This window comes from Shewanella sairae, from assembly GCF_023283535.1.
Taxonomy (GTDB): domain Bacteria; phylum Pseudomonadota; class Gammaproteobacteria; order Enterobacterales; family Shewanellaceae; genus Shewanella; species Shewanella sairae.
The window spans coordinates 52,322-72,502 of sequence record NZ_JAKILT010000023.1; the positions used below are offsets into that span (position 1 = coordinate 52,322).

Below are 20,181 nucleotides of genomic sequence, written 5' to 3' on the forward strand. Positions count from 1 at the left end.
TAAACCTCTTGTTATTAATTTTTTTAATTAAAAAAAACGCGCATTAAGCGCGTTTTTTTATTGAGTTCATCTTACTGCTTTTGGTTTTTAGCTAACTTCTCGATATCAGCTAAATCCAGAGTAATAAATGCAGTTTCATCTAAAAACGCATCTGCAACTTCAACATCATCAGGAATGTCATCTAATGACTTCACTTTATCTTCGCCCTCGCGAACAAGTCTATCGTTTGCGCGGTCGAGTTGCTTCTTATCGTTTTCATCACGCTCTGCTAAGCGTTCAGTTTTGACTAATGAGACCGTCTTATCGTCATGGTTTTCTTTGTATTCAGCGATATCTTGGAAAATATAACCGAACTCAACGTCAGACTTAATACGCTCTTTATGCTTACCATCTAAGTTAGCAATCAACTGGGGATAAATTTCACCCAGGGTTCCATATTGTGCAACCGGTACTTTATCCCACGGCAATGCATTTTCTTCTTCGGCTTCGCCATACTCACCCGGTTCTAATGCACTTGGGAAAGGAATATCTGGGGTCACACCTTTAAGCTGAGTACTGCCACCGTTAATACGGTAGAACTTAGCAATGGTATATTGCACATGACCAATAGGCTTTTCATACATATCGTAAATACGGCCTAAGCTCTTATGCTGCTGTACCGTACCTTTACCAAAGGTCGATTCACCCACAATTAACGCGCGATCATAATCTTGTAATGCCGCAGCGAAGATTTCAGATGCAGATGCGCTATAACGATCAACCATAACAGTTAATGGACCATCATAAGTCACCCGTCCATCGTTATCACGATTTTGGCTTACACGGCCATTTGCATCACGAATTTGAACCACAGGACCTTGCTCAATGAACAAACCTGTCAGTAGTGTCGCCTCGGTTAACGCGCCACCGCCATTGCCTCGAAGATCAATAATAATCCCCTCAACTTTGGCTTCTTTTAATTCAGCTAATTCTTTAGAGACGTCTTTTGACAAATCCATGTAAAAGCCAGGGATTTGAATCACGCCGACTTTACGGTTCGCATATGGGCCTTCAGTAGGCTCAATCACTTTAGATGTCGCCGCGCGGTCTTCTAGACGAATTTTGTCGCGCACAATTGTCAGTTCAAATGTCTTAGCACTTGAACCGCCCTTTTTAGGCAAAATTTGTAATACAACTTTACTGCCTTTAGGGCCTTTAATGAGTTCAACAACGTCATCAAGACGCCAGCCAATCACGTCGACAATTTCTTTGCCTTCTTGACCAACACCAATAATTCTATCTTCTGGCGATAATTTTTCACTTGAAGCAGCAGGGCCGCCAGCAACAAGGCTCTTAATTACCGTATAGTCATCATCAACCTGTAAAACAGCCCCTATGCCTTCCAGGCTAAGGTTCATTTCCATTTGGAAACGTTCTGCATTTCTTGGTGACAAATAACTGGTATGGGGCTCAACGGTGCGGGCAAACGCATTCATTACGCCTTGGAAAACATCTTCACTGTGTGTCTGGCTTAAACGTTTAATTGCATTGTTATAACGTTTCTCGAGTACTTCGACTATCTCATCCCAGTTTTTACCAGTAAGAGAAAGGTTTAAGGCGTCGTATTTTACTCGCTGGCGCCAAAGCTCATTTAATTCGGCTTCAGTTTTAGGCCAACTAGCCTCTTCACGATCGTACTCATATTCGTCACCAGCAACGTCAAATGCCATCTCTTCATCAAGTAAAGATAAGGCATAAACAAATCGCTCGTAACGACGTTTTTGAACAAGCTCATACATGGCATAAGCTTGATTCAAGTCGCCACTTTTCAACATATCGTCAAACTGAGTCGAATAGCCTTTAAAGCTATCAATATCAGATTGCAGCAATACATTCTTCCGAAAATCAAGTTGCTTCAAGAAGCGATTAAAGACTTGTTCAGAGAACGCATCATCCATATCAAAACGATGATAATGCGAACGAGTGAAGAGTCCAGTAACACGTTTACTGGCGACTTTGTGTTGCGGTTCCTGCTTAAGAGCGGGCAACTCGCTGAATTGAATAGTAGGGCTTACGGCCCAAGCCGAGAATCCGACAAATATACCGGCAATAGAAACAGCCAGGGAAAGTTTTCGCATCAACAAGTTACTCCTTCAAGGTGCTTTTAAGCCATTACAGCAAGATGTGCTCAACTTTAACTTTAATAGTCAGACCTGAGTCTAGTTGAACTTGAACATCTTCTTTCTTGATGTCCAAAATTGTACCTGCAACAGGTGCTTTACCTAATTTAACATTAACACGTTGGTTAGCTTTTAATTCTGCTAAAACCGCTGGCGTTAAGTTTTCAGCCACAACCGCTTCTTTAGCTGGTTTGCTGCTTGCTGCTGGTTTTGGACGTTTTGCTACAGGCTTCTTAACTGGCTTTTTAGCCACTTTAGCTGGATTAGCATTCTTTGCCTGCGCAACCCTTTTAGCCTTTGCTTTATCTTGGCTTTCTTTTAGTGTAGCCGCTGCGTGGTCAATATGCTCTTGTTCAAGCTCACCACATTCGTTGCCATCTAAATCGATACGCTGTGCGCCAGCTTTAACGCACTTTAGGTAACGCCAGCTGCTTGTGTATCTTCTTAATGCGATTCTGAGCTGAGTTTTACTGACTTTAGAATCATCAGCTAACCTTTCCGCTAAATCTTGAAACAAACCAATTTTTAATGGCTTAGTTTCACCTTCAGCTATAAAGCATAAAGGAAATGTTTCGTACAAATACGCAAGAATAGCGTTGGTATCGGTCAACTTTTCTGTTGATTCCATCTTTACTTCCACAGTTTAAAAAAGGGACACCACCAATAAGCGCCATTGCTTATATTAGTCTATGTGTCGTTTATATTTGTCTGATCAGGCCGTAAAGTACAAATGAAAAATCGTTAACATTTATTTTTACACCCAAAAACCAAACCTACCTTAGCAATATAAAACACCAAACTCCAAGGATTCAATTATTGAATCGCCCGTGTTTAGTTTTTAGATTACTCAAACCGCTTATTATAGAGAGGCTTCAAATGATTGCGACCTACAATTAGCGATAATTGGTCGTAGATTAACCAAATAGGCAAATTTCGAGACTTTTAACCAAAGTTTCTATGCCTTGTTGATCAATTTCACTGAATCTTGATAACGATGGGCTATCAATATCGAGTACACCAATAACAGTTCCATTATGCTTTAAAGGCACAACGAGTTCTGAATTACTTGCGCTGTCACAGGCTATATGCCCCTCAAACTGATGAACATCCGCTATACGTTGCGTTGCATCATTGGCGACAGCTGTGCCACATACCCCCTTTCCTACAGGAATACGTGTGCACGCTACTTTACCTTGGAATGGTCCGAGTACCAATTGATCATTTTTCAATAGATAAAAGCCAACCCAATTAATATCGGTTAAGTTATCGTTAAGCAATGCAGAAAAGTTAGCCAGCGCTGCAATAATGTCGTCTTCACCCGCAAACAGTGCTTGCACTTGACGGTTAAGCGTATCGTAAAAAGCATCCACTATTATGTTCCCTAACAGTTTTGTTGAATCCCAAAATATAATTGCAGCATTCTAACAACAAAAGGAGACATTTGTTCAAGCGCTTTATTTTGCTTCTTTAATTTCTGTTTTTTTGGCGGCCTTTTTGGCAACGGGTTTCTTCTCTAGAGAACCGCCTTTAAGTAAAACTTGCAAATCATCTTTATGTTGAGCGAGGAAAAATCCTAATTTCTCAATATCACTCTCTTCTAAATCTAATTCACTCTTACTTAAAAAAGGAATCAAGTTGTCAGCGATATCTAGCATCTTATCGTAGGCGTCAGCCTCCTTTTTAGATGTAAAAGTCATCTTTTCAACCCCTTCTCTAACCACTACAAATTGAGTTACAACGGCCATATTCAACCCCACACTGTTTTTATATACAGTGGAGAATCTCATAGATTTAACTTCTTATGCAAGTTTTCTTAGATATCTGATAAACTTATCACGTTAATGACTCAATATTTTCAATTGCATACGTGACGGAAAGCGATAACAACTAAGCTATCCAAGATATGGCAAATGTTTGTAGATTAAAACTGGGTGAAAATGGAAGCAGCAGATAATAGTATTACTTTGTGCCAGTCCTGCGACTTAGTCATCAGGAAACGTGCGCTGCCGACAGGTGTGCGCGCTCTTTGTCCTCGATGCCATACACCTTTATATGATACGCCGTATTGTTCAATAAATGGTATGCTAGCCCTTTGTTTAACGGCTGTATTCTTTTTTGCTCCAGCAAATTTATATCCCGTTCTTGAACTTGAGTTTCTCGGAAGCATACGTACTACCACGGTGTTAGAAGGCGCTTTAGCGGTTTATCAGCAAGGCTATTGGTTGGTAGGAGTCGCCGTGCTGGTATCGGCGGTACTCGCACCTGGGCTGCTGCTGGTTTCAGTATTGGCTCAAATATTAATAATCAAATTTGGTTTGCACTCGCGTAAGCTAAAAAAAACGCTTAAACAATTATTGAAAATGCAAGGTCTGTTAACTCAGCTTACGATGCTTGAAATATACGTTATTAGCTTTTTAGTGGCAGCCTTTAATTTGGCCGACTTTGCGACAGTCTCGTTTGGGTTCGGCACATTTTGTTTCACCATGCTATTTATCATGACATTATTTTTAATGCGTGAGTACGACTTAGAACATATGTGGAGCTTTCTTGATGAGCACCAATGATAACGCGACTTTAGGTAAGGATATTGGACTGACGTCTTGTCCCACTTGCCACAAAGTAACTTGCGGTAAATCGAGTAATTGTAGCCGCTGCGACTCGCCATTAAAAATTCGAGATTACGCCAGTATTCAAAAAAGTTGGGCGCTGTTGATAACGGCCGCGATCCTGCTTATCCCTGCCAATATTTACCCCATAACAACGCTCACCAATCAAGGGCGCGTTACCCAAGATACCATTTTTTCTGGCATCGCCCACTTGGTAAAAACGGACATGATCCCTATTGCGATCATTTTGTTTACTGCAAGTATATTAGTGCCAATTCTAAAGATTGTAGGATTAACCATATACCTATCAGCCATTAGCTTTAAACTGCCTATTTCGAAAAAGAAGCTAATGAGTGGGTTTCATATTATTGAATGGATTGGGCGTTGGTCCATGCTCGATCTGTTTGTTATTTCTCTCACCGTTGCCGTGGTCAATATGGGGCAGTTATTAGATGCAAAACCCGCCCCTGCAGCGACCGCATTCGCTTTAGTAATTTTACTCACGCAGCTTGCTGCAAAAGTTATAGATACCCGTTTACTCTGGGATAGATTGGAAGCAAAAGATGACTCAAGTACAAACGCCTAAAGTCGTAAAGAAAAAGTTATTCTCACCGATTTGGCTATTACCTCTTATTGCACTCGCATTAGGCGCTTGGCTAGGTGTGAAAAGTATCCGGGAATCGGGTATTGAGGTGACCATACATTTTCCTAGCGCAGCTGGCATGGATATAGGAAAAACCTTGGTAAAGTACCAAGGGCTCACCGTGGGTAAAGTCATCGATATGAGTATTGATAAGCAGTTACAAGGTGTTGATGTCAGTGTATTAATGGATTATAGAGCTGAGCCATTTATCAACCAAGGCACTAAGTTCTGGCTGGTAAAGCCTAAAGCGTCGATAACCGGTGTAGAGGGGCTAGACACGCTCTTCTCTGGTAACTACATCAGTATCTTACCCGGCGAAGGTGAATCACGTTCTTACTTTGAAGCAGAAACTAAAGCACCTGTGATCACCCCTGGAGTTGAAGGGCTTATTGTTAATATCACCTCTGATAAGCTTGGTTCTTTAGACGTCGGCTCTCCGGTTTTTTACCGCCAAATCCCGGTAGGACAAATCGTTGGTTACCATTTAGAAAATGCCGACCAAATTTTAGTCACCGCTTTTGTTCAGCAACAATATGCCGATCTAGTCAAAGTCGATTCACAGTTTTGGAATGTATCAGGAATAAGCGTAGACGCCTCGTTATCAGGAATTAAAGTTAACAGCGAGAGCATAGCGTCAATCTTAGCTGGCGGGATCAGTTTTAGTTCAAATGCCAATTCATCAATCGCAGAGAATAACCACCAATTTTCATTGTATGAGTCAGAAGATGATGCCTTTGGTGGCGTTCAATTTGAGCTTCTCGCGACAGGCACAGAAGCAGTATCAAAGCAGACAGATATTGTTTATCGAGGCATAAAAATAGGTCAAGTCACACAAAAATCACTCACTGATAGTGGTGTATTATTATCGGCAAAAATCGATGCTATGTACCAAGAGCAGCTAACTGAGTCTGCAGATTTTTGGCTAGAGGGTGCCGATATTTCATTATCAGGTATCAAGCACCCAGAGCGTTTAATTACAGGCAATGTAATCAACTTTATCCCAGGTACCGGGCCTGCTAAAGCACAATATCAATTATTAACTCAGGCACCTGAGCCAAAAAACATCAATAAATTGATGATTAGTTTACGCTCTGAAACTAACCCTGGTGTGAGTGCTGGCGCAGAGATCCGTTATAAGCAAATTAAAATAGGGGAAGTGTTAAGCCGTCAGCTTAATGACACATTTACTCAAGTCGAATACCAAGTAGAAATTTCGGCAGATTTCGCAAATCTGATCAGCAAAAATAGCCACTTCATCGCAGAGTCAGCACTCAACATCGATGCTAGCTTAGAGGGAGTTAACGTCCGAACTCAGGATCTAAATACCTTAACTAGTGGTGCACTGAGTTTAGTAAGAGGCAGCAATAGAGCCCTTGTGACCAATGGCGACTCGCTATATGTATTCGCCAATAAAGACGAAGCGAAAACATTTTACAGTAAGCAAAACCTAATCAAAAAACGATTAATTAACCAAGATGCTGCCGACTTAACAGCAGGCTCGCCTATCTATTATAAAAAGATGCAAATAGGCCAAGTAGCATCAGTGCAATGGCAAGCAGCTGATAATACTTTTGCCATCGATATTACCATTGAGCGTGCATTTAATAGCTTGCTCAATGAGCGGACCGTCTTTTGGCGCAATAGTGCGTTATCAATAAATGCTAGCCTAAGTGGTGTAGAGGTTGAAGTCGCACCACTAATGGGCGCTCTAAAAGGTGGCATTAACCTAGATTTACTCGAAGAGGGACGCGTTGCTAATTCCACTAACCTGTATGAGTCTAAGTTATTAGCGTTAAGCCAAGCAAAACCGATTAAGCTGACTTTTCCAGCTAGCGTACAGTTAACCTCTAAAGCACCAATCCGTTATTTAGGTCATAAAGTCGGTGAAGTTGAGTCCGTCACTTTAGCACCTAACTTAAAGCAATTAATGGTTAATGCTTATCTCTATGGTGAGTACGCAGATAACTTTATGCAGCAAGATGCCGCCTACTCTATCGTCACAGCGGATATTTCCCTTGCGGGTATAAAAGCACCTGAAACCTTAATCACCGGTCCTTATATTGAAGTTTTCCCAGGAAAAAGCGCGGCAACCGTGACAAAGTTCGTTGGAAAAATAGAAAAACCACTGCACACGCTTGCCGATGCTGTTAGCTTTAATTTAACAGACACTACCTTAGGCTCTGTAAAAGCTGGCACCGGGATCTTTTTCAGAGGTGTTAATATCGGCCAAGTTGATGCTTATGAGCTTTCTGAGCAAGGCACAGGCGTTGTACTGCAAGCTCATATCAAGAGTAAATATAAGCATTTAGTCAATAACACAAGTGTATTCTGGGATCTATCAGGCGTTAAAGTGGATGTAGGTTTATTCTCCGGAGCGCAAATAGAAACAGGCTCACTGGAGACCATCTTAGCTGGCGGCATTGCCGTTGCCACCAAAGAGACTACCAGCAACACCAATGAGATCACAGGCAATCAATCCTTTGTATTGAATTCAGCAATGGATCCTGCTTGGTTAGACTGGTCTCCAGTACAATCAAGTCAGGACTAACAACAGCTTGAATTAGCGCTAAAAATAACTGAACAACAAATGAAAACGAGGCTTCTGCCTCGTTTTTTATTGTGCTTATTTAATTTAATATTGACTGTATACTTATACGCTACAACAAAGTTTAACCATAGAATTGATAACAAACGACAATGGCGGCAATAATGCCCGCCAAGTCAGCAAATAACCCGCATGCTAACGCGTGGCGGCCATTGCGGATCCCCACAGCACCGAAATAGACGGCTAACACATAAAAGGTCGTCTCAGTGCTACCTTGCAAAATTGCAGCTAACCGCCCCGCAAACGAGTCTACTCCGTAATGTTGCATCGTCTCTAGCATCATTGCACGTGCACCAGAGCCGCTAAAAGGTTTCATTATTGCCGTCGGCATCGCATCAACAAAGCGCACATCACCACCTGCAATGGCAACTAAGCTGGCTATTAGTTGCAAAAAGTAATCTAAAGCCCCCGATGCCCGCAGTAAAGCAATCGCCAATAACATGGCTAATAGATAAGGGATAAGCTTTATCGATTGTGTAAAGCCCTCCTTCGCGCCCTCAATAAACTCATCATAAACGGCAATCTTACGTATACCAGCCACCAAAACAAAACTAAAAATAAGTAGCAGCAAAATACCGTTACCAAGTGCAGTACTCACCTCACCTATTGCCGTTACGGTTAACGTGCTTAAGTAAAAAACCAGACCAACAATGGCGGATAAAATAACCCCTGCGTACCCCAATACCACAGCGTTAAACAATGACAAACGCTGTACTAGTGCCACAACACTTAAGCCAGCTAAGGTTGAAGCGGTTGTCGCCAGTAAAATAGGTAAAAAGATATCCGCTGGCGCTGCCGCCCCTTGCTGGGCACGATATAAAAAAACCGTCACTGGCACCAAGGTGATTGATGAAGTATTTAATACTAAAAATAAGATTTGTGCATTCGTGGCCACATGTTTATTTGGGTTTAAAGTCTGCAGATCCTGCATTGCTTTTAAGCCTAAAGGTGTGGCGGCATTATCTAACCCAAGCATATTAGCGGTTAGATTCATGGTGACACTTCCGTACGCTGGATGGCCCCTTGGCACTTCAGGCATGAGTTTCGATAATAGCGGCTCAAATAAGCGCGAAAAAAGTGCAACAACACCGGCTTTCTCGCCGACTCGCATTAGCCCCATCCACAAAGACAGCACCCCAACTAAGCCTAAGGCTATTTCGGCCGCGAGTTTCGAACTTGAAAAAATGGCTGTCACGCTTTCAGACAGAACTTGAGTATGGCCGGTAAACACTTGGGCTAGTATCGCCACTAATGCGGTAGCAAAAAAGCCAAACCAGATCTTATTTAGCACGCAATGAATCTCTTTTAATCTGTTATAATCCTGCTACTTTACCGCATTATCTTCGACATATGGCTCATTTTAATCAGAATTTCCTCGACAGTATCGAACGCGAACTCCCAGATCACCTTTCTATGGAAGACTTTATTGCTTATAGCAATCAGCCACTGCGTCTTTCTATTCGGGTGAATACTTTAAAAATTAGCGTCACTGATTTTATCGAACTAATGACACCAAAAGGTTGGCAGTTTGACCCTATACCTTGGTGTGCAGAAGGTTTTTGGGTCAGCAACAGTGTTGAAATCCAATTGGGTAATAGCATTGAACACCTACAAGGTTTGTTTTATATCCAAGAAGCCAGTTCAATGTTACCGCCAACGGCGCTGTTTGAAACTGCAAGTCAGTGCGATATCCATGCCGATACTCGGGTACTGGATATGGCTTCTGCACCTGGTTCTAAAACAACTCAAATAGCAAGCCTAATGGAAAATAAAGGTTTGTTAGTCGCGAATGAGTATTCGGCAAGCCGAGTCAAAGTATTACATGCCAACATCGCACGTATGGGAGTTTCAAACTGCGCCCTTACCCATTTTGATGCTCGAGTGTTTGGTGAATACCTTTTCGAAACCTTTGACGCCATTTTGCTTGATGCACCTTGCAGCGGTGAAGGCACTATCCGTAAAGATCCTGATGCACTCAAAAATTGGGATAACAATGAAAACAAAGGCATTGTTGCAACGCAAAAGGCCTTGATTGAATCGGCTTTTCTTGCGTTAAAGCCCGGTGGCAGTTTAGTTTACTCGACCTGTGCCCTAAGCCGTCAAGAAAATCAAGACGTGTGTCATCACCTAAAGTCTGTTTTTAACGACGCTGTAGAATTTATGCCGTTATCTGGATTATTTCCTCATGCAGATAAAGCCTGTACAGAAGAAGGTTTTCTTCACGTATGGCCACAAATCTATGACAGTGAAGGCTTCTTTGTTGCTAAAATCCATAAACTTGCAAGTGTTGAGCGCCAGCAAGAAGAACCTAGAAAGCAAAAAAACTTTCCCTTTACCCCAGCTAAAGCTAAACAAGTTGCAGAGTTAAGTGAATACTTTAAAGCGACTTTCAATATCGATTTACCAAGCGATGCACAAATTATGCAGCGGGATTTAGAGTTCTGGCTTTTCCCGAATGCTGTACAACCACTGATTGGTAAAATGCGCTTTCAACGAATTGGAATAAAGCTCGCTGATACCCTAAAGAAAGGCTATAAAGTACGCCATGAGGCTATTCTAGCCCTGCATTCACCCACGCAGATAGAGCTGACAGATGAACAAGCTAAAGCATTTCTGATGGGACGAGATATTAGCCTAGCGGAAAAAGTGAAACCGCAAGGTGAAGTCATCGTAAGCTACGCCAATAACCCATTAGGCGTTGCCAAACATCTAGGTAATAAACTTAAAAATAATCTTCCAAGAGAATTAGTTAAAGACAAAATTGCGCTTTACGAGTTATAAATCGTTACATTTGGGCGGTGTAGCAGCAAAAATAACCACCCATAATTGAAAAAGCTGGTCTACACTGTATTACATCAGTTCGCAACAGGCTGCTTTTTCAAACTAACGCTATCAACAAAGCAGCTTAATCTTATTTACCCTAAGTGGTAACAACAGTAGCGCACGGCTCCTAGTGAGCCATTCCCCTAGACCCAGAACAATTGGAATAGTTTTGGGTCTTTTTTTGTCTCGAATTTAGCTCTAGCAAAGACTAACGACCCGTTAAACGAGCGGCATCTTTAAACAAGTTAAAAAAGTTTTCTGTGGTGTATTGGGCCAGATCGGGATACTTCTCACCACGCAGTTCTGCGACAAACTCAGCAACATCACGTACAAACGCCGGTTGGTTTTCTTTGCCACGATGAGGAACAGGCGCTAAATAAGGTGAGTCAGTTTCAACTAATAAACGGTCTTTCGGCACTTTTCTAATCACGTTGCGTAAATCGCCAGCGTTCTTAAAGGTAACAATGCCTGAAACCGAGATATAAAAACCAAGATCGAGTGCTTCCTTTGCCATCTCCCAGCTTTCAGTAAAACAATGTAATACACCACCTACACGGTCGGCATTACCTTGCTTTAAAAAGTTAATCGTATCTTCACGGGCATCACGTGTATGGATAATGAGTGGCTTTTCCACTTTTACAGCAAGGGCAATCTGCTGCTCAAAACATTGCTGTTGCAGCGCTTTTGTTTCATTTGCATAAAAGTAATCCAGACCCGTTTCACCAATTGCGATCACTTTTTCGTCACGAGCAAATTGTTCTACTTCGTCGATATTTAACCCATCTTGAACATCTAACGGATGCACACCTGCAGACAAAAAGACTTCATCAAACGCGGCCATCTTCTGCTTCATATCAGTAAAACCTTGCTGTCTGACATTCACACAAAGGAAATAAGCGATATCACGCGCTTTAGCAGCTGCAATGATCTCTTGAAGTGACGCCTGATCTGGCGCAGTTTTAAGACGGTCTAAATGACAATGTGAATCGATAAGCACTGGTAAATCCAACAAACAACTAAAAGGATAGCAAGTCTACCCAGCTACATAGTGCAGGTCAAATCCCCTGAGGCAAGTTCACTAGAGAGTAATTGCTCAATTTGATGTTTATGGAAGTCAGGTTCTGATAGGGCCTTGACGCCAATGCCAGCAGGACGTCCACCGGAAGCGCCAAGAGGGTTAATCCAAACCACAGTCCCCTTAAAGTCATATTCAAGCGTCCCGCCAGGTAGCTGATAAGTCACGAAGACCTCCTGGCCTAGCGTATAAGAGTCAGTGCAACTAACAAATAAGCCAAACGGCTTTATAAAAGGCATATAAGCACGATAAAGTTGCTGTAAGGACTCGAATTTGACGACAAGATTAATCATAAAAATTTATAAACTCATTAGCTGGCGATATTCAATCGTTAAACTTTCAAATAATGCTAACGAACTAACATTAGGCATTACCGCTAAGCGTGACTCAACTTGCATAATCTTAGCTGCAAAATTAGCTAATGCGGCTCGAGTTAAAGGCTCCATATCCTGCTTTTTAACTAAAATTCTATGCACGACTAAGTATAAAACTTTAAGGGCATCAGAAACTTGCTTTTCATTAACATTGTTTAAACTATCACACAGATGTCCGGACGACAAACTTTGTAACCAGCCTGTGCGGTATTCTACAAGCTGCTTTTCACGACCACTTTCGACCGCTTCTATAATAGCTAAAGGACCGCCCACCACAGGTAAACACCAACTCATATCTTCGTTTGTCGTTAGCTCTTGCTGTAACCACTGTTTAACCAATGATTTAGCCGGTGTCTCTATATGTAGCCTTTGACAACGGCTACTAATTGTCGCCAATAAGCGACTCGGTGAATTAGCTTGTAGAAACAAAATAGTTTCTTTACCCGGTTCCTCTAGTGTTTTTAACAGCGCGTTTGCCGATGCTTGGTTTAATCGCTCACTATTTAGAATGACTGCTACACGCTTGCCACCTTGCTGAGGCGTAGTGGTTAACTTTTGGCAAAGACTACGAATTTGGTCGACCTTAATCTGCGCGCCATCAGCCTCAATTCGATAAAAATCCGGATGGTTATTTGCCTCAATAAGCTGACAAGACTTACAAAATCCGCAGCTGCCACTATGGCCGACATGGCTGCATAATGCTGCTTGAGCAAGATCTAATGTGAGTCTTTCTCCACCATAACCGCTATCTAAAGCAATCAGATAAGCATGGCCTGTTCGCCCACTTTTAAGCTGCTCAGAAAAGGTCTTTAGCGGAGCTTGCAACCAAGGTAGCAATCTCATATTACCAGCTCTGCTCTTGTAAAATAGCGATGATATCCTTGTGGACTTCAGCCATTGTTTGGCCCGCATCAATTATTTTGATTGAGTCATCCGCATCAGCAAAAGATAGGAAAGTCGCTCGTGTTCGATTAAAGAATGCGATCTCTTGTTGCTCGATTCTATCTAGCTCGCCGCGACGTGCAGCGCGCTCTAAACCTTGCTTAGGATCGATATCTAAATACAAAGTCAGATCAGGTTTAAAACCTTTTAAGGTTGCATCACTAATTGCTGACACTAGAGGCATAAGCCCCCTGCCGCCACCTTGGTACGCTAGCGAAGACAAGTTATGTCTATCACCTAAAACCCATTCACCTTTTGCCAGTGCAGGCTTAATCACATTGGCAACCAATTGCGCTCTAGCTGCATAGAAAAGCAAGCATTCGGCTTCATCACATAATGGATCGGTTTCATTTGCCACTTTGACTAAATCACGCATCTGCTCCGCTAAAGGCGTACCGCCAGGCTCACGAGTGCAAATAGGTGCTTGACCAGTATGCTTTTCTATAAAATCTCTCACCAGTGCAATAGCACTAGATTTACCGGCGCCCTCAAGTCCTTCAATGACAATAAACTTGGCCGAGTGTTCGCTTGGTGTTTTCATCGGTTTCTCTGATATTTGTTCACTGCACGGTTATGTTCGGTCAGTGTTTTTGAAAATACATGGCTACCATCATTTCGCGATACGAAATAGAAGTAATCAACATCGGCAGGATGCGCGGCAGCTTTTATTGCCGCAAGGCTTGGCGCTGCTATCGGTGTTGGTGGTAGACCATTAATTCTGTAAGTATTAAATGCGGTCGTTTCACGCAGATCTTTACGAGTAATATTGCCGTTATACCTGTCACCCATGCCGTAAATTACCGTGGGATCAGTTTGCAGACGCATGCCTTTACGCAAACGATTAATAAAGACAGCTGCAATCCATGGACGTTCGCTCGCTTTGCCGGTCTCTTTCTCAATAATGGACGCTAGGATAAGCAACTCATAAGCTGATTTAAGCGGTAAGCCTTCTTGCCTTCCCTGCCAGGCTTTATCTAACTCAAGTTGCATTTTTAGATAGCTTTTATTCAGCAACGCCTTTTCACTACTTCCTGCAATGTAGTGATAAGTATCAGGGAAAAACTTACCTTCTGGCAAGCCACTGTCATCGCCATTTTCTAGCAAGATTTGTTGAAACACGTCAGCTTGCATAACCAGCTTATCTTGCGTCGCTAATACCTGGCGCCACTCTTTAACAGTCTGGCCTTCTAGCAGTGTGACGCCAAACGATTTCTCTTTACCGCTGACGATTTTAGCTAAAAGGCTGTCAATGTTATCGCTCGGTGTAATCTCATATAAACCAGAACGGATATGGGCAAGTTCAGGCTTTAAACGAACCAACCACTTTAGTTTCCAACCGTCTTTAATAAGATCGGTAGACTCTAAAACAGCAATAAACTGGTTAAATGTCGTTCCTCGTTTAACGGTTAGCTCTTGTGCTTCGGTCACATTTATTGGCTGCTGACCATAATCCAACAGCATTTGATAACCCCAATAAAGCGAAATGGCGCCAATGGTTAATAAGGTAAATAGACTTGCGAATAGGCTTATTATAATTTTTTTCATAATGTCAGACTGAGATGTTCTCTTAAACTTGATGTCCAAACCGCACGTTCGAAGGTAAAACTATCGATAGCGACTACATCAACTAATCCAAAAAGACTGTTACTGATAAAAGCATGCTTCACCGAGCTTAACTTATCGTAATCAATATCTGTTATTTCTACCTTAAAACCTCTGCCTAAAAGCTGATAAATCAATTGTTCGCGCATCATACCAGCTACGCCAGCATGGCTTATTCTTGGTGTCATAATCTTATCCTCGATAACAAAAAAGATATTTGCCATCGACGATTCAATCATATTGTTACTTGAATCAACTACCAACCAATCCTGGTAACCAAGGGGCAGTACAGCCGATTTAATTAATACTTGTTCTAATCGATTACAGTGCTTTATACCTGCAAGTTTTGGCTGTTTACCTAATAGGACTTCAGAGCGCGCAAGACAAATGCCTTGTTGTTGCCAGTTTTGATAATGTTCAGGTAATCCACTTAATGAAATAACTTCAGTGACATTCAATGAGTTATTGCTTGCAGTTTCATGCTGAGAGCCAGATTTTGCTGCACTAGATAAATCATACTGAGTAAAGGCTTGGTTAACTCGATTGAGCTCGACACCATAGCCTCTGCCTCCAGCACCTCGCGACAAGATTAACTTAATGCACGACTGCGGATTAGCCTGGGCTAAAGTGGTTAAATGCGAGTAAAGGGCTGCAGAAGGTGTCCAGCTAAAACCTAAACGAAAAGCGCCTTGAGTAAGACGCTCCATATGTTCATCAAGAAACAAAATATGACCTTGGTTTACACGCATCGTTGCGAATAAACCGTCACCATAGGCTAACCCTCGATCTAAAGGGCTGACGCCTATATCGAATTCACCATTTACCCAAACTTGCGCCATTAATGCTCCTTGCTGAATAGGCTATCTCGCCAACGCACGATATCAACAGGTAATGTCACATAATTTCGCACAATAGCAAGTCTGAGTGGTTCACCATCCGCAAGCGGTTGTTTTTGTTCAGCTGCAATTGTATGGCGAATGGCTATAGTTAGCTCACATTGTCTTATATCAATTAATGAACTCGAATCAATATAAGGGACACTAGCTTGAATTAACAAATCAGAAATCTGACATAATTGAGTCAATCCAAGGTCAACAGCTTTATCATATGCCAGCTTAGGTTTTAGCCCTGGCGCCTGAATAACCACGCCACGATAAAAACTAGCAACAATAACTGTATCCACTACCCCGTCTATTGCAGTTTGTCCCTTATAACTCATTTAATCGCGCTATTTCGCTAATAAATGTTGTATACGCGCTTTTAAGATATCCGTTGCAATACGATTTTTACCACCACGTGGCACAATGATATCGGCATATTGCTTCGATGGCTCAATAAACTGTAGGAACATAGGGCGCACAGTCTCAGTATATTGCACCATGACTGACTCCATCGTTCTACCACGCTCTGCTACGTCACGGGATAATCGACGCATGAAACAGATATCTAATGGCGTATCCATGAATACTGATGCGTCCATCTCTTTACGCAGAGCCGGATCAGTCAGCAGTAAGATACCTTCTAAAATAATGACTTTCTTAGGGGTAAGCGTCACTTTTTCATCAGTACGAGTATGTTCGTTATAGCTATATACTGGCACATCAACCGCGTTGCCGGCTTTTAGCTCACGTAAATGACTACACAATAATTCATGGTCAAGCGCCTTTGGGTGGTCATAGTTTGTTAGGACGCGCTGATCCATCGACAAATGACCTTGGTCACGATAATACGCATCTTCGGCAATCACACCGATTTGGTCTGTGCCTAAATCGCGGCAAAGCTCTTCATAAATCGTTTTCGCGATAAGACTTTTACCAGACGCTGATGCACCAGCAATACCAATTACAACACAATCTTTAGAATTCATTAAACTAGACCTTATTCGTCATCAGACATGCTAATTGATACTTTAGGCTGTGCTTGACATAACGCCAGCTGTGCCCCGACCTTTCTAGCTATTTCACGATAAATAGCAGCAACTTGACTTGATTCGTCAGCCACAACAGTAGGTGTACCTTTATCAACATCTTCACGGATATTTAATTGCAAAGGCAGCTGCCCCAGCAGTGGTACGTTGTAACGAGTTGCCATTTTTTGGCCGCCTTCAGCGCCGAATGGATGATCTTTATGACCACATTCAGGACAAAGATGGAAGCTCATGTTTTCGACAATACCCAGAACAGGAATATTCACCTTCTGGAACATGTTCACGCCTTTTTTAGCATCAGCGAGCGCAATATCTTGCGGTGTCGTCACAATAACGGCACCACTTACTGGCACTTTTTGGGACAAAGTCAGCTGGATATCACCGGTTCCAGGTGGCATATCAATCACTAGGTAGTCTAGCTCAGGCCACTCAGTTTCAGTTAATAGCTGCACTAACGCCCCAGCTGCCATTGGACCACGCCAAACTGCTGCTTGGTCGCCATCTAGCATGAAGCCAATAGATTGCGCTGCGATACCATGTGCCGGAGCAAAAGTCATAATCTTGCCGTCTGGCGAGACAGGTTTAAAATCTTCAACACCTAACATCATAGGAATTGATGGACCGTAAATATCAGCATCTAAAATACCAACACTTGCGCCCTCTGCAGCCAATGCTAACGCTAGGTTAACCGCAGTTGTTGATTTACCTACACCACCTTTGCCTGATGCCACTGCAATCACTTGCTTAATATTTGGCAATGGCTCAACGGCACTGATGGCAGATACGGTTTCTGGTTGGAAGTCGATTTCGCATTCAACTTCATCAATCGCATCCAATACAGCTAACGCTTTAGTCACAGCCATAACGGTGTCACGGTACTGTGTCTGACACGGGTACGAGTAACATAGTCCAAGTTGTAGTCGCTTACCTTCTAAAGCAAGCTTTGTGACCATACCAGCGCTTAATAAGCTCTTATTCAAATACGTGTCTTGAAACGTATCTAGAATCGCTAATACCTGGCTAAGTAGATCATCATCAAGATGATAATTTGGATGAGATGAAGACAAAATGCAGACCCCCTAAATATGATTTGCGCAATTGTACCAGATATTCTTGCAAACATTAGTCTAGATTTAATGCACTTGTGCGAGCTTTTGATGAAACTCTCTATTGGATCGGTTAGTATCTATGCCATTCTAATTTGTTTCCCAGCGATTTTGAGAAAAGATGGCAAATTCACAACGTAAAATCCTCGTCACCAGTGCGCTTCCGTATGCTAACGGTCCAATCCATTTGGGTCATATGCTTGAGTATATCCAGACTGATATTTGGTCACGTTTCCAAAAATTACGTGGTCACGAATGTCATTACATCTGTGCAGATGATGCTCACGGCACACCTATCATGCTTAAAGCACAGCAAATGGGGATCGCACCTGAAGAGATGATTGCTCAAGTTCAAAAAGAACATGAGAAGGATTTTGCTGACTTCAATATCCAGTTTGATAATTTCCATAGCACACATAGTGACGAAAACCGTGAGCTGGCGAGTCAGATTTATATCAAGTTGCGCGACGCGGGCTACATTAAGACCAAAACGATTTCTCAGTTATTTGACCCAGAGAAGTCTATGTTCCTGCCAGATCGTTTTGTAAAAGGTACTTGCCCACGCTGTAAGTCTGAAGATCAGTATGGCGATAATTGTGATAACTGCGGCGCGACATACAGCACAACAGATTTAATCAATCCAAAGTCTGCCGTATCTGGTGCGACGCCAGTAATGAAAGATACTGAACACTTCTTCTTCGACCTTCCAGCTTTTGAAGGTATGTTAAAAGAGTGGATCAACTCAGGTTCGCTGCAGCAAGAAATGGCTAACAAGCTAGGTGAATGGTTTGAGCAAGGTTTGCAGCAGTGGGATATCTCTCGTGATGCGCCTTACTTCGGTTTTGAGATCCCTGATGCGCCAGGTAAATTCTTCTACGTATGGCTAGACGCACCAATTGGCTACATGGGTTCTTTTAAAAACCTATGTGATAAACGTGACGACTTGAACTTTGACGATTTTTGGAGCAAAGACTCTACAGCAGAAGTTTACCACTTCATCGGTAAAGATATCGTTTACTTCCACAGCCTGTTTTGGCCAGCAATGTTAGAAGGCGCAGGTCTACGTAAGCCAACTAGTGTTTATGCACACGGCTATGTCACAGTTAATGGCGCTAAGATGTCAAAATCTAAAGGCACCTTTATTAAAGCGCGTACCTACCTTGATAACTTAGATCCTGAGTATCTTCGTTATTACTACGCCGCTAAACTTAGCAGCAGAATTGACGACTTAGACTTAAACCTTGAAGATTTCGCGCAGCGCGTAAACTCTGACTTAGTCGGTAAACTCGTTAACTTAGCATCACGCACCGCAGGCTTTATCAGCAAGCGCTTTGATGGCAAGCTAGCAAAAATTAACGACACTAGCCTAACAACGAGCTTCTTAGCGAAACAAGAAAGCATTGCTAACTTCTATGAGACTCGTGAATACGGCAAAGCTATGCGTGAAATTATGACGCTAGCTGACATTGCTAACGCTTATGTTGCAGACTCAGCGCCATGGCAGTTAATCAAAGAAGATGACAAGCAAGAAGAAGCGCATCAGGTTTGCAGTAATGCACTAAACCTATTCCGTATATTAGTGACTTATCTAAAGCCTGTATTACCTAAACTTGCCCAAGATGTTGAAGCTTTCTTGCAGATGGAACTGACTTGGGACAATTTAGATATTGATCTAGCGGGCCATGAAATTGCTAAGTTTAAAGCACTAATGCAACGTGTTGAGATGAAGAGCATAGAAGCCATTATCGAAGCTTCAACTGAAAACTTACAAGTTACCGCTGAGCCAGAAGTTAAAGCAGAGGTTAAGAGCCCGCTTGAGCAAGATCCTATTAGCGATGAGATCAGCTTTGATGATTTTGCTAAGATTGATCTGCGCATTGCACGTATCGCCAAAGCTGAACACGTTAAAGAAGCCAACAAGCTATTACGTCTTGAGCTAGATTTAGGCGGCGAAACTAAGCAAGTATTCGCTGGTATTAAGTCTGCTTACGCGCCTGAAGATCTTGAAGGCAAGCTAACCGTTATGGTAGCTAACCTTGCACCACGTCAAATGCGTTTCGGTGTATCTGAAGGTATGGTATTGGCTGCTGGTCCTGGTGGTAAAGATCTTTGGATCATGGAGCCGCACGAAGGTGCACAACCTGGTATGAAGGTTAAATAACCCTATTTTAGGTTTAGTAACTCATTTAAAAAGCCGCTTAATTAGCGGCTTTTTTTATTGTAATCGATGTCCCGTCCTGAGATAAGTTGACACTTTGGAGACTTATCTATGAAACCCTCAGGTGCAATCCGCAGTAAACGTACACAACGTGACTACAC

19 protein-coding genes are annotated in these 20,181 nt (G+C 42.4%); 5 read left to right on the top strand and 14 right to left on the bottom strand.

Annotated features, from left to right (window positions below; translation table 11 throughout):
* Positions 1-71: 71 nt before the first annotated feature.
* From prc to L2748_RS11395, 4 genes are all read right to left on the bottom strand, one after another.
* Positions 72-2,117 (bottom strand): carboxy terminal-processing peptidase, encoded by a 2,046-nt coding sequence (gene prc / locus L2748_RS11380; protein ID WP_220781802.1) that lies wholly within the window; start codon positions 2,115-2,117, stop codon positions 72-74.
* A 34-nt stretch (positions 2,118-2,151) separates the two neighbouring features.
* Positions 2,152-2,787: an RNA chaperone ProQ gene (gene proQ, locus L2748_RS11385; RefSeq protein ID WP_220781801.1), complete on the bottom strand. Its 636-nt coding sequence runs from the start codon at positions 2,785-2,787 to the stop codon at positions 2,152-2,154.
* A gap of 286 nt (positions 2,788-3,073) precedes the next feature.
* Positions 3,074-3,532, bottom strand: a complete 459-nt coding sequence (locus L2748_RS11390; RefSeq protein WP_220781811.1) for a GAF domain-containing protein — start codon at positions 3,530-3,532, stop codon at positions 3,074-3,076.
* A gap of 81 nt (positions 3,533-3,613) precedes the next feature.
* Positions 3,614-3,904: a YebG family protein gene (locus L2748_RS11395; protein ID WP_220781800.1), complete on the bottom strand. Its 291-nt coding sequence runs from the start codon at positions 3,902-3,904 to the stop codon at positions 3,614-3,616.
* A gap of 186 nt (positions 3,905-4,090) precedes the next feature.
* Here L2748_RS11395 and L2748_RS11400 point away from each other — a divergent pair, with 186 nt between their 5' ends.
* From L2748_RS11400 to L2748_RS11410, 3 genes are read left to right on the top strand one after another with little or no spacing between them, the layout of a single operon-like run.
* Positions 4,091-4,723 carry a paraquat-inducible protein A gene (locus L2748_RS11400; protein ID WP_220781799.1) on the top strand — a complete coding sequence of 211 codons (633 nt, stop codon included), beginning with the start codon at positions 4,091-4,093 and terminating at the stop codon, positions 4,721-4,723.
* The gene (locus L2748_RS11405; protein ID WP_220781798.1) at positions 4,710-5,351 is read left to right on the top strand and encodes a paraquat-inducible protein A; all 642 of its coding nucleotides are present in this window, start codon (positions 4,710-4,712) and stop codon (positions 5,349-5,351) included. Before L2748_RS11400 ends, L2748_RS11405 begins: the two co-directional genes overlap by 14 nt.
* Positions 5,329-7,956, top strand: coding sequence for an MlaD family protein (locus L2748_RS11410; protein ID WP_220781797.1), 2,628 nt, complete (start codon positions 5,329-5,331; stop codon positions 7,954-7,956). The genes L2748_RS11405 and L2748_RS11410 overlap by 23 nt, the downstream gene beginning before the upstream one ends.
* Positions 7,957-8,077: 121 nt before the next feature.
* On the opposite strand, the gene L2748_RS11415 is transcribed toward L2748_RS11410, so the two are convergent.
* Positions 8,078-9,304 (bottom strand): nucleoside recognition domain-containing protein, encoded by a 1,227-nt coding sequence (locus tag L2748_RS11415; protein ID WP_220781796.1) that lies wholly within the window; start codon positions 9,302-9,304, stop codon positions 8,078-8,080.
* 59 nt (positions 9,305-9,363) lie between these two features.
* Here L2748_RS11415 and rsmF point away from each other — a divergent pair, with 59 nt between their 5' ends.
* On the top strand, positions 9,364-10,794 hold the full coding sequence (gene rsmF / locus L2748_RS11420) for a 16S rRNA (cytosine(1407)-C(5))-methyltransferase RsmF (protein ID WP_220781795.1): 1,431 nt from the start codon (positions 9,364-9,366) through the stop codon (positions 10,792-10,794).
* 250 nt (positions 10,795-11,044) lie between these two features.
* On the opposite strand, the gene L2748_RS11425 is transcribed toward rsmF, so the two are convergent.
* From L2748_RS11425 to apbC, 9 genes are read right to left on the bottom strand one after another with little or no spacing between them, the layout of a single operon-like run.
* Complete coding sequence (locus tag L2748_RS11425; RefSeq protein WP_220781794.1) at positions 11,045-11,833, bottom strand: TatD family hydrolase; 789 nt, start codon at positions 11,831-11,833, stop codon at positions 11,045-11,047.
* A gap of 44 nt (positions 11,834-11,877) precedes the next feature.
* The gene (locus tag L2748_RS11430; protein WP_220781793.1) at positions 11,878-12,204 is read right to left on the bottom strand and encodes a PilZ domain-containing protein; all 327 of its coding nucleotides are present in this window, start codon (positions 12,202-12,204) and stop codon (positions 11,878-11,880) included.
* A 6-nt stretch (positions 12,205-12,210) separates the two neighbouring features.
* Positions 12,211-13,128 carry a DNA polymerase III subunit delta' gene (holB, locus tag L2748_RS11435; RefSeq protein WP_220781792.1) on the bottom strand — a complete coding sequence of 306 codons (918 nt, stop codon included), beginning with the start codon at positions 13,126-13,128 and terminating at the stop codon, positions 12,211-12,213.
* Between the two features lies 1 nt (position 13,129).
* Positions 13,130-13,768, bottom strand: coding sequence for a dTMP kinase (gene tmk / locus L2748_RS11440; RefSeq protein WP_220781791.1), 639 nt, complete (start codon positions 13,766-13,768; stop codon positions 13,130-13,132).
* On the bottom strand, positions 13,765-14,772 hold the full coding sequence (gene mltG, locus L2748_RS11445) for an endolytic transglycosylase MltG (protein WP_220781790.1): 1,008 nt from the start codon (positions 14,770-14,772) through the stop codon (positions 13,765-13,767). The genes tmk and mltG overlap by 4 nt, the downstream gene beginning before the upstream one ends.
* Positions 14,769-15,668: an aminodeoxychorismate lyase gene (gene pabC / locus L2748_RS11450; RefSeq protein ID WP_220781789.1), complete on the bottom strand. Its 900-nt coding sequence runs from the start codon at positions 15,666-15,668 to the stop codon at positions 14,769-14,771. Before pabC ends, mltG begins: the two co-directional genes overlap by 4 nt.
* Entirely contained in the window at positions 15,668-16,012 is a 345-nt protein-coding gene (locus tag L2748_RS11455; protein WP_220781788.1) for a hypothetical protein, read from the bottom strand. The genes pabC and L2748_RS11455 overlap by 1 nt, the downstream gene beginning before the upstream one ends.
* Positions 16,013-16,057: 45 nt before the next feature.
* Positions 16,058-16,696, bottom strand: coding sequence for a uridine kinase (gene udk / locus L2748_RS11460; RefSeq protein WP_220781787.1), 639 nt, complete (start codon positions 16,694-16,696; stop codon positions 16,058-16,060).
* 11 nt (positions 16,697-16,707) lie between these two features.
* Positions 16,708-17,823, bottom strand: a complete 1,116-nt coding sequence (apbC, locus tag L2748_RS11465) for an iron-sulfur cluster carrier protein ApbC (RefSeq protein WP_220781786.1) — start codon at positions 17,821-17,823, stop codon at positions 16,708-16,710.
* Positions 17,824-17,983: 160 nt separating this feature from the next.
* Between apbC and metG the strand changes: the two genes are divergently transcribed.
* Positions 17,984-20,023, top strand: a complete 2,040-nt coding sequence (metG, locus tag L2748_RS11470) for a methionine--tRNA ligase (RefSeq protein WP_220781785.1) — start codon at positions 17,984-17,986, stop codon at positions 20,021-20,023.
* Positions 20,024-20,181: the final 158 nt, after the last annotated feature.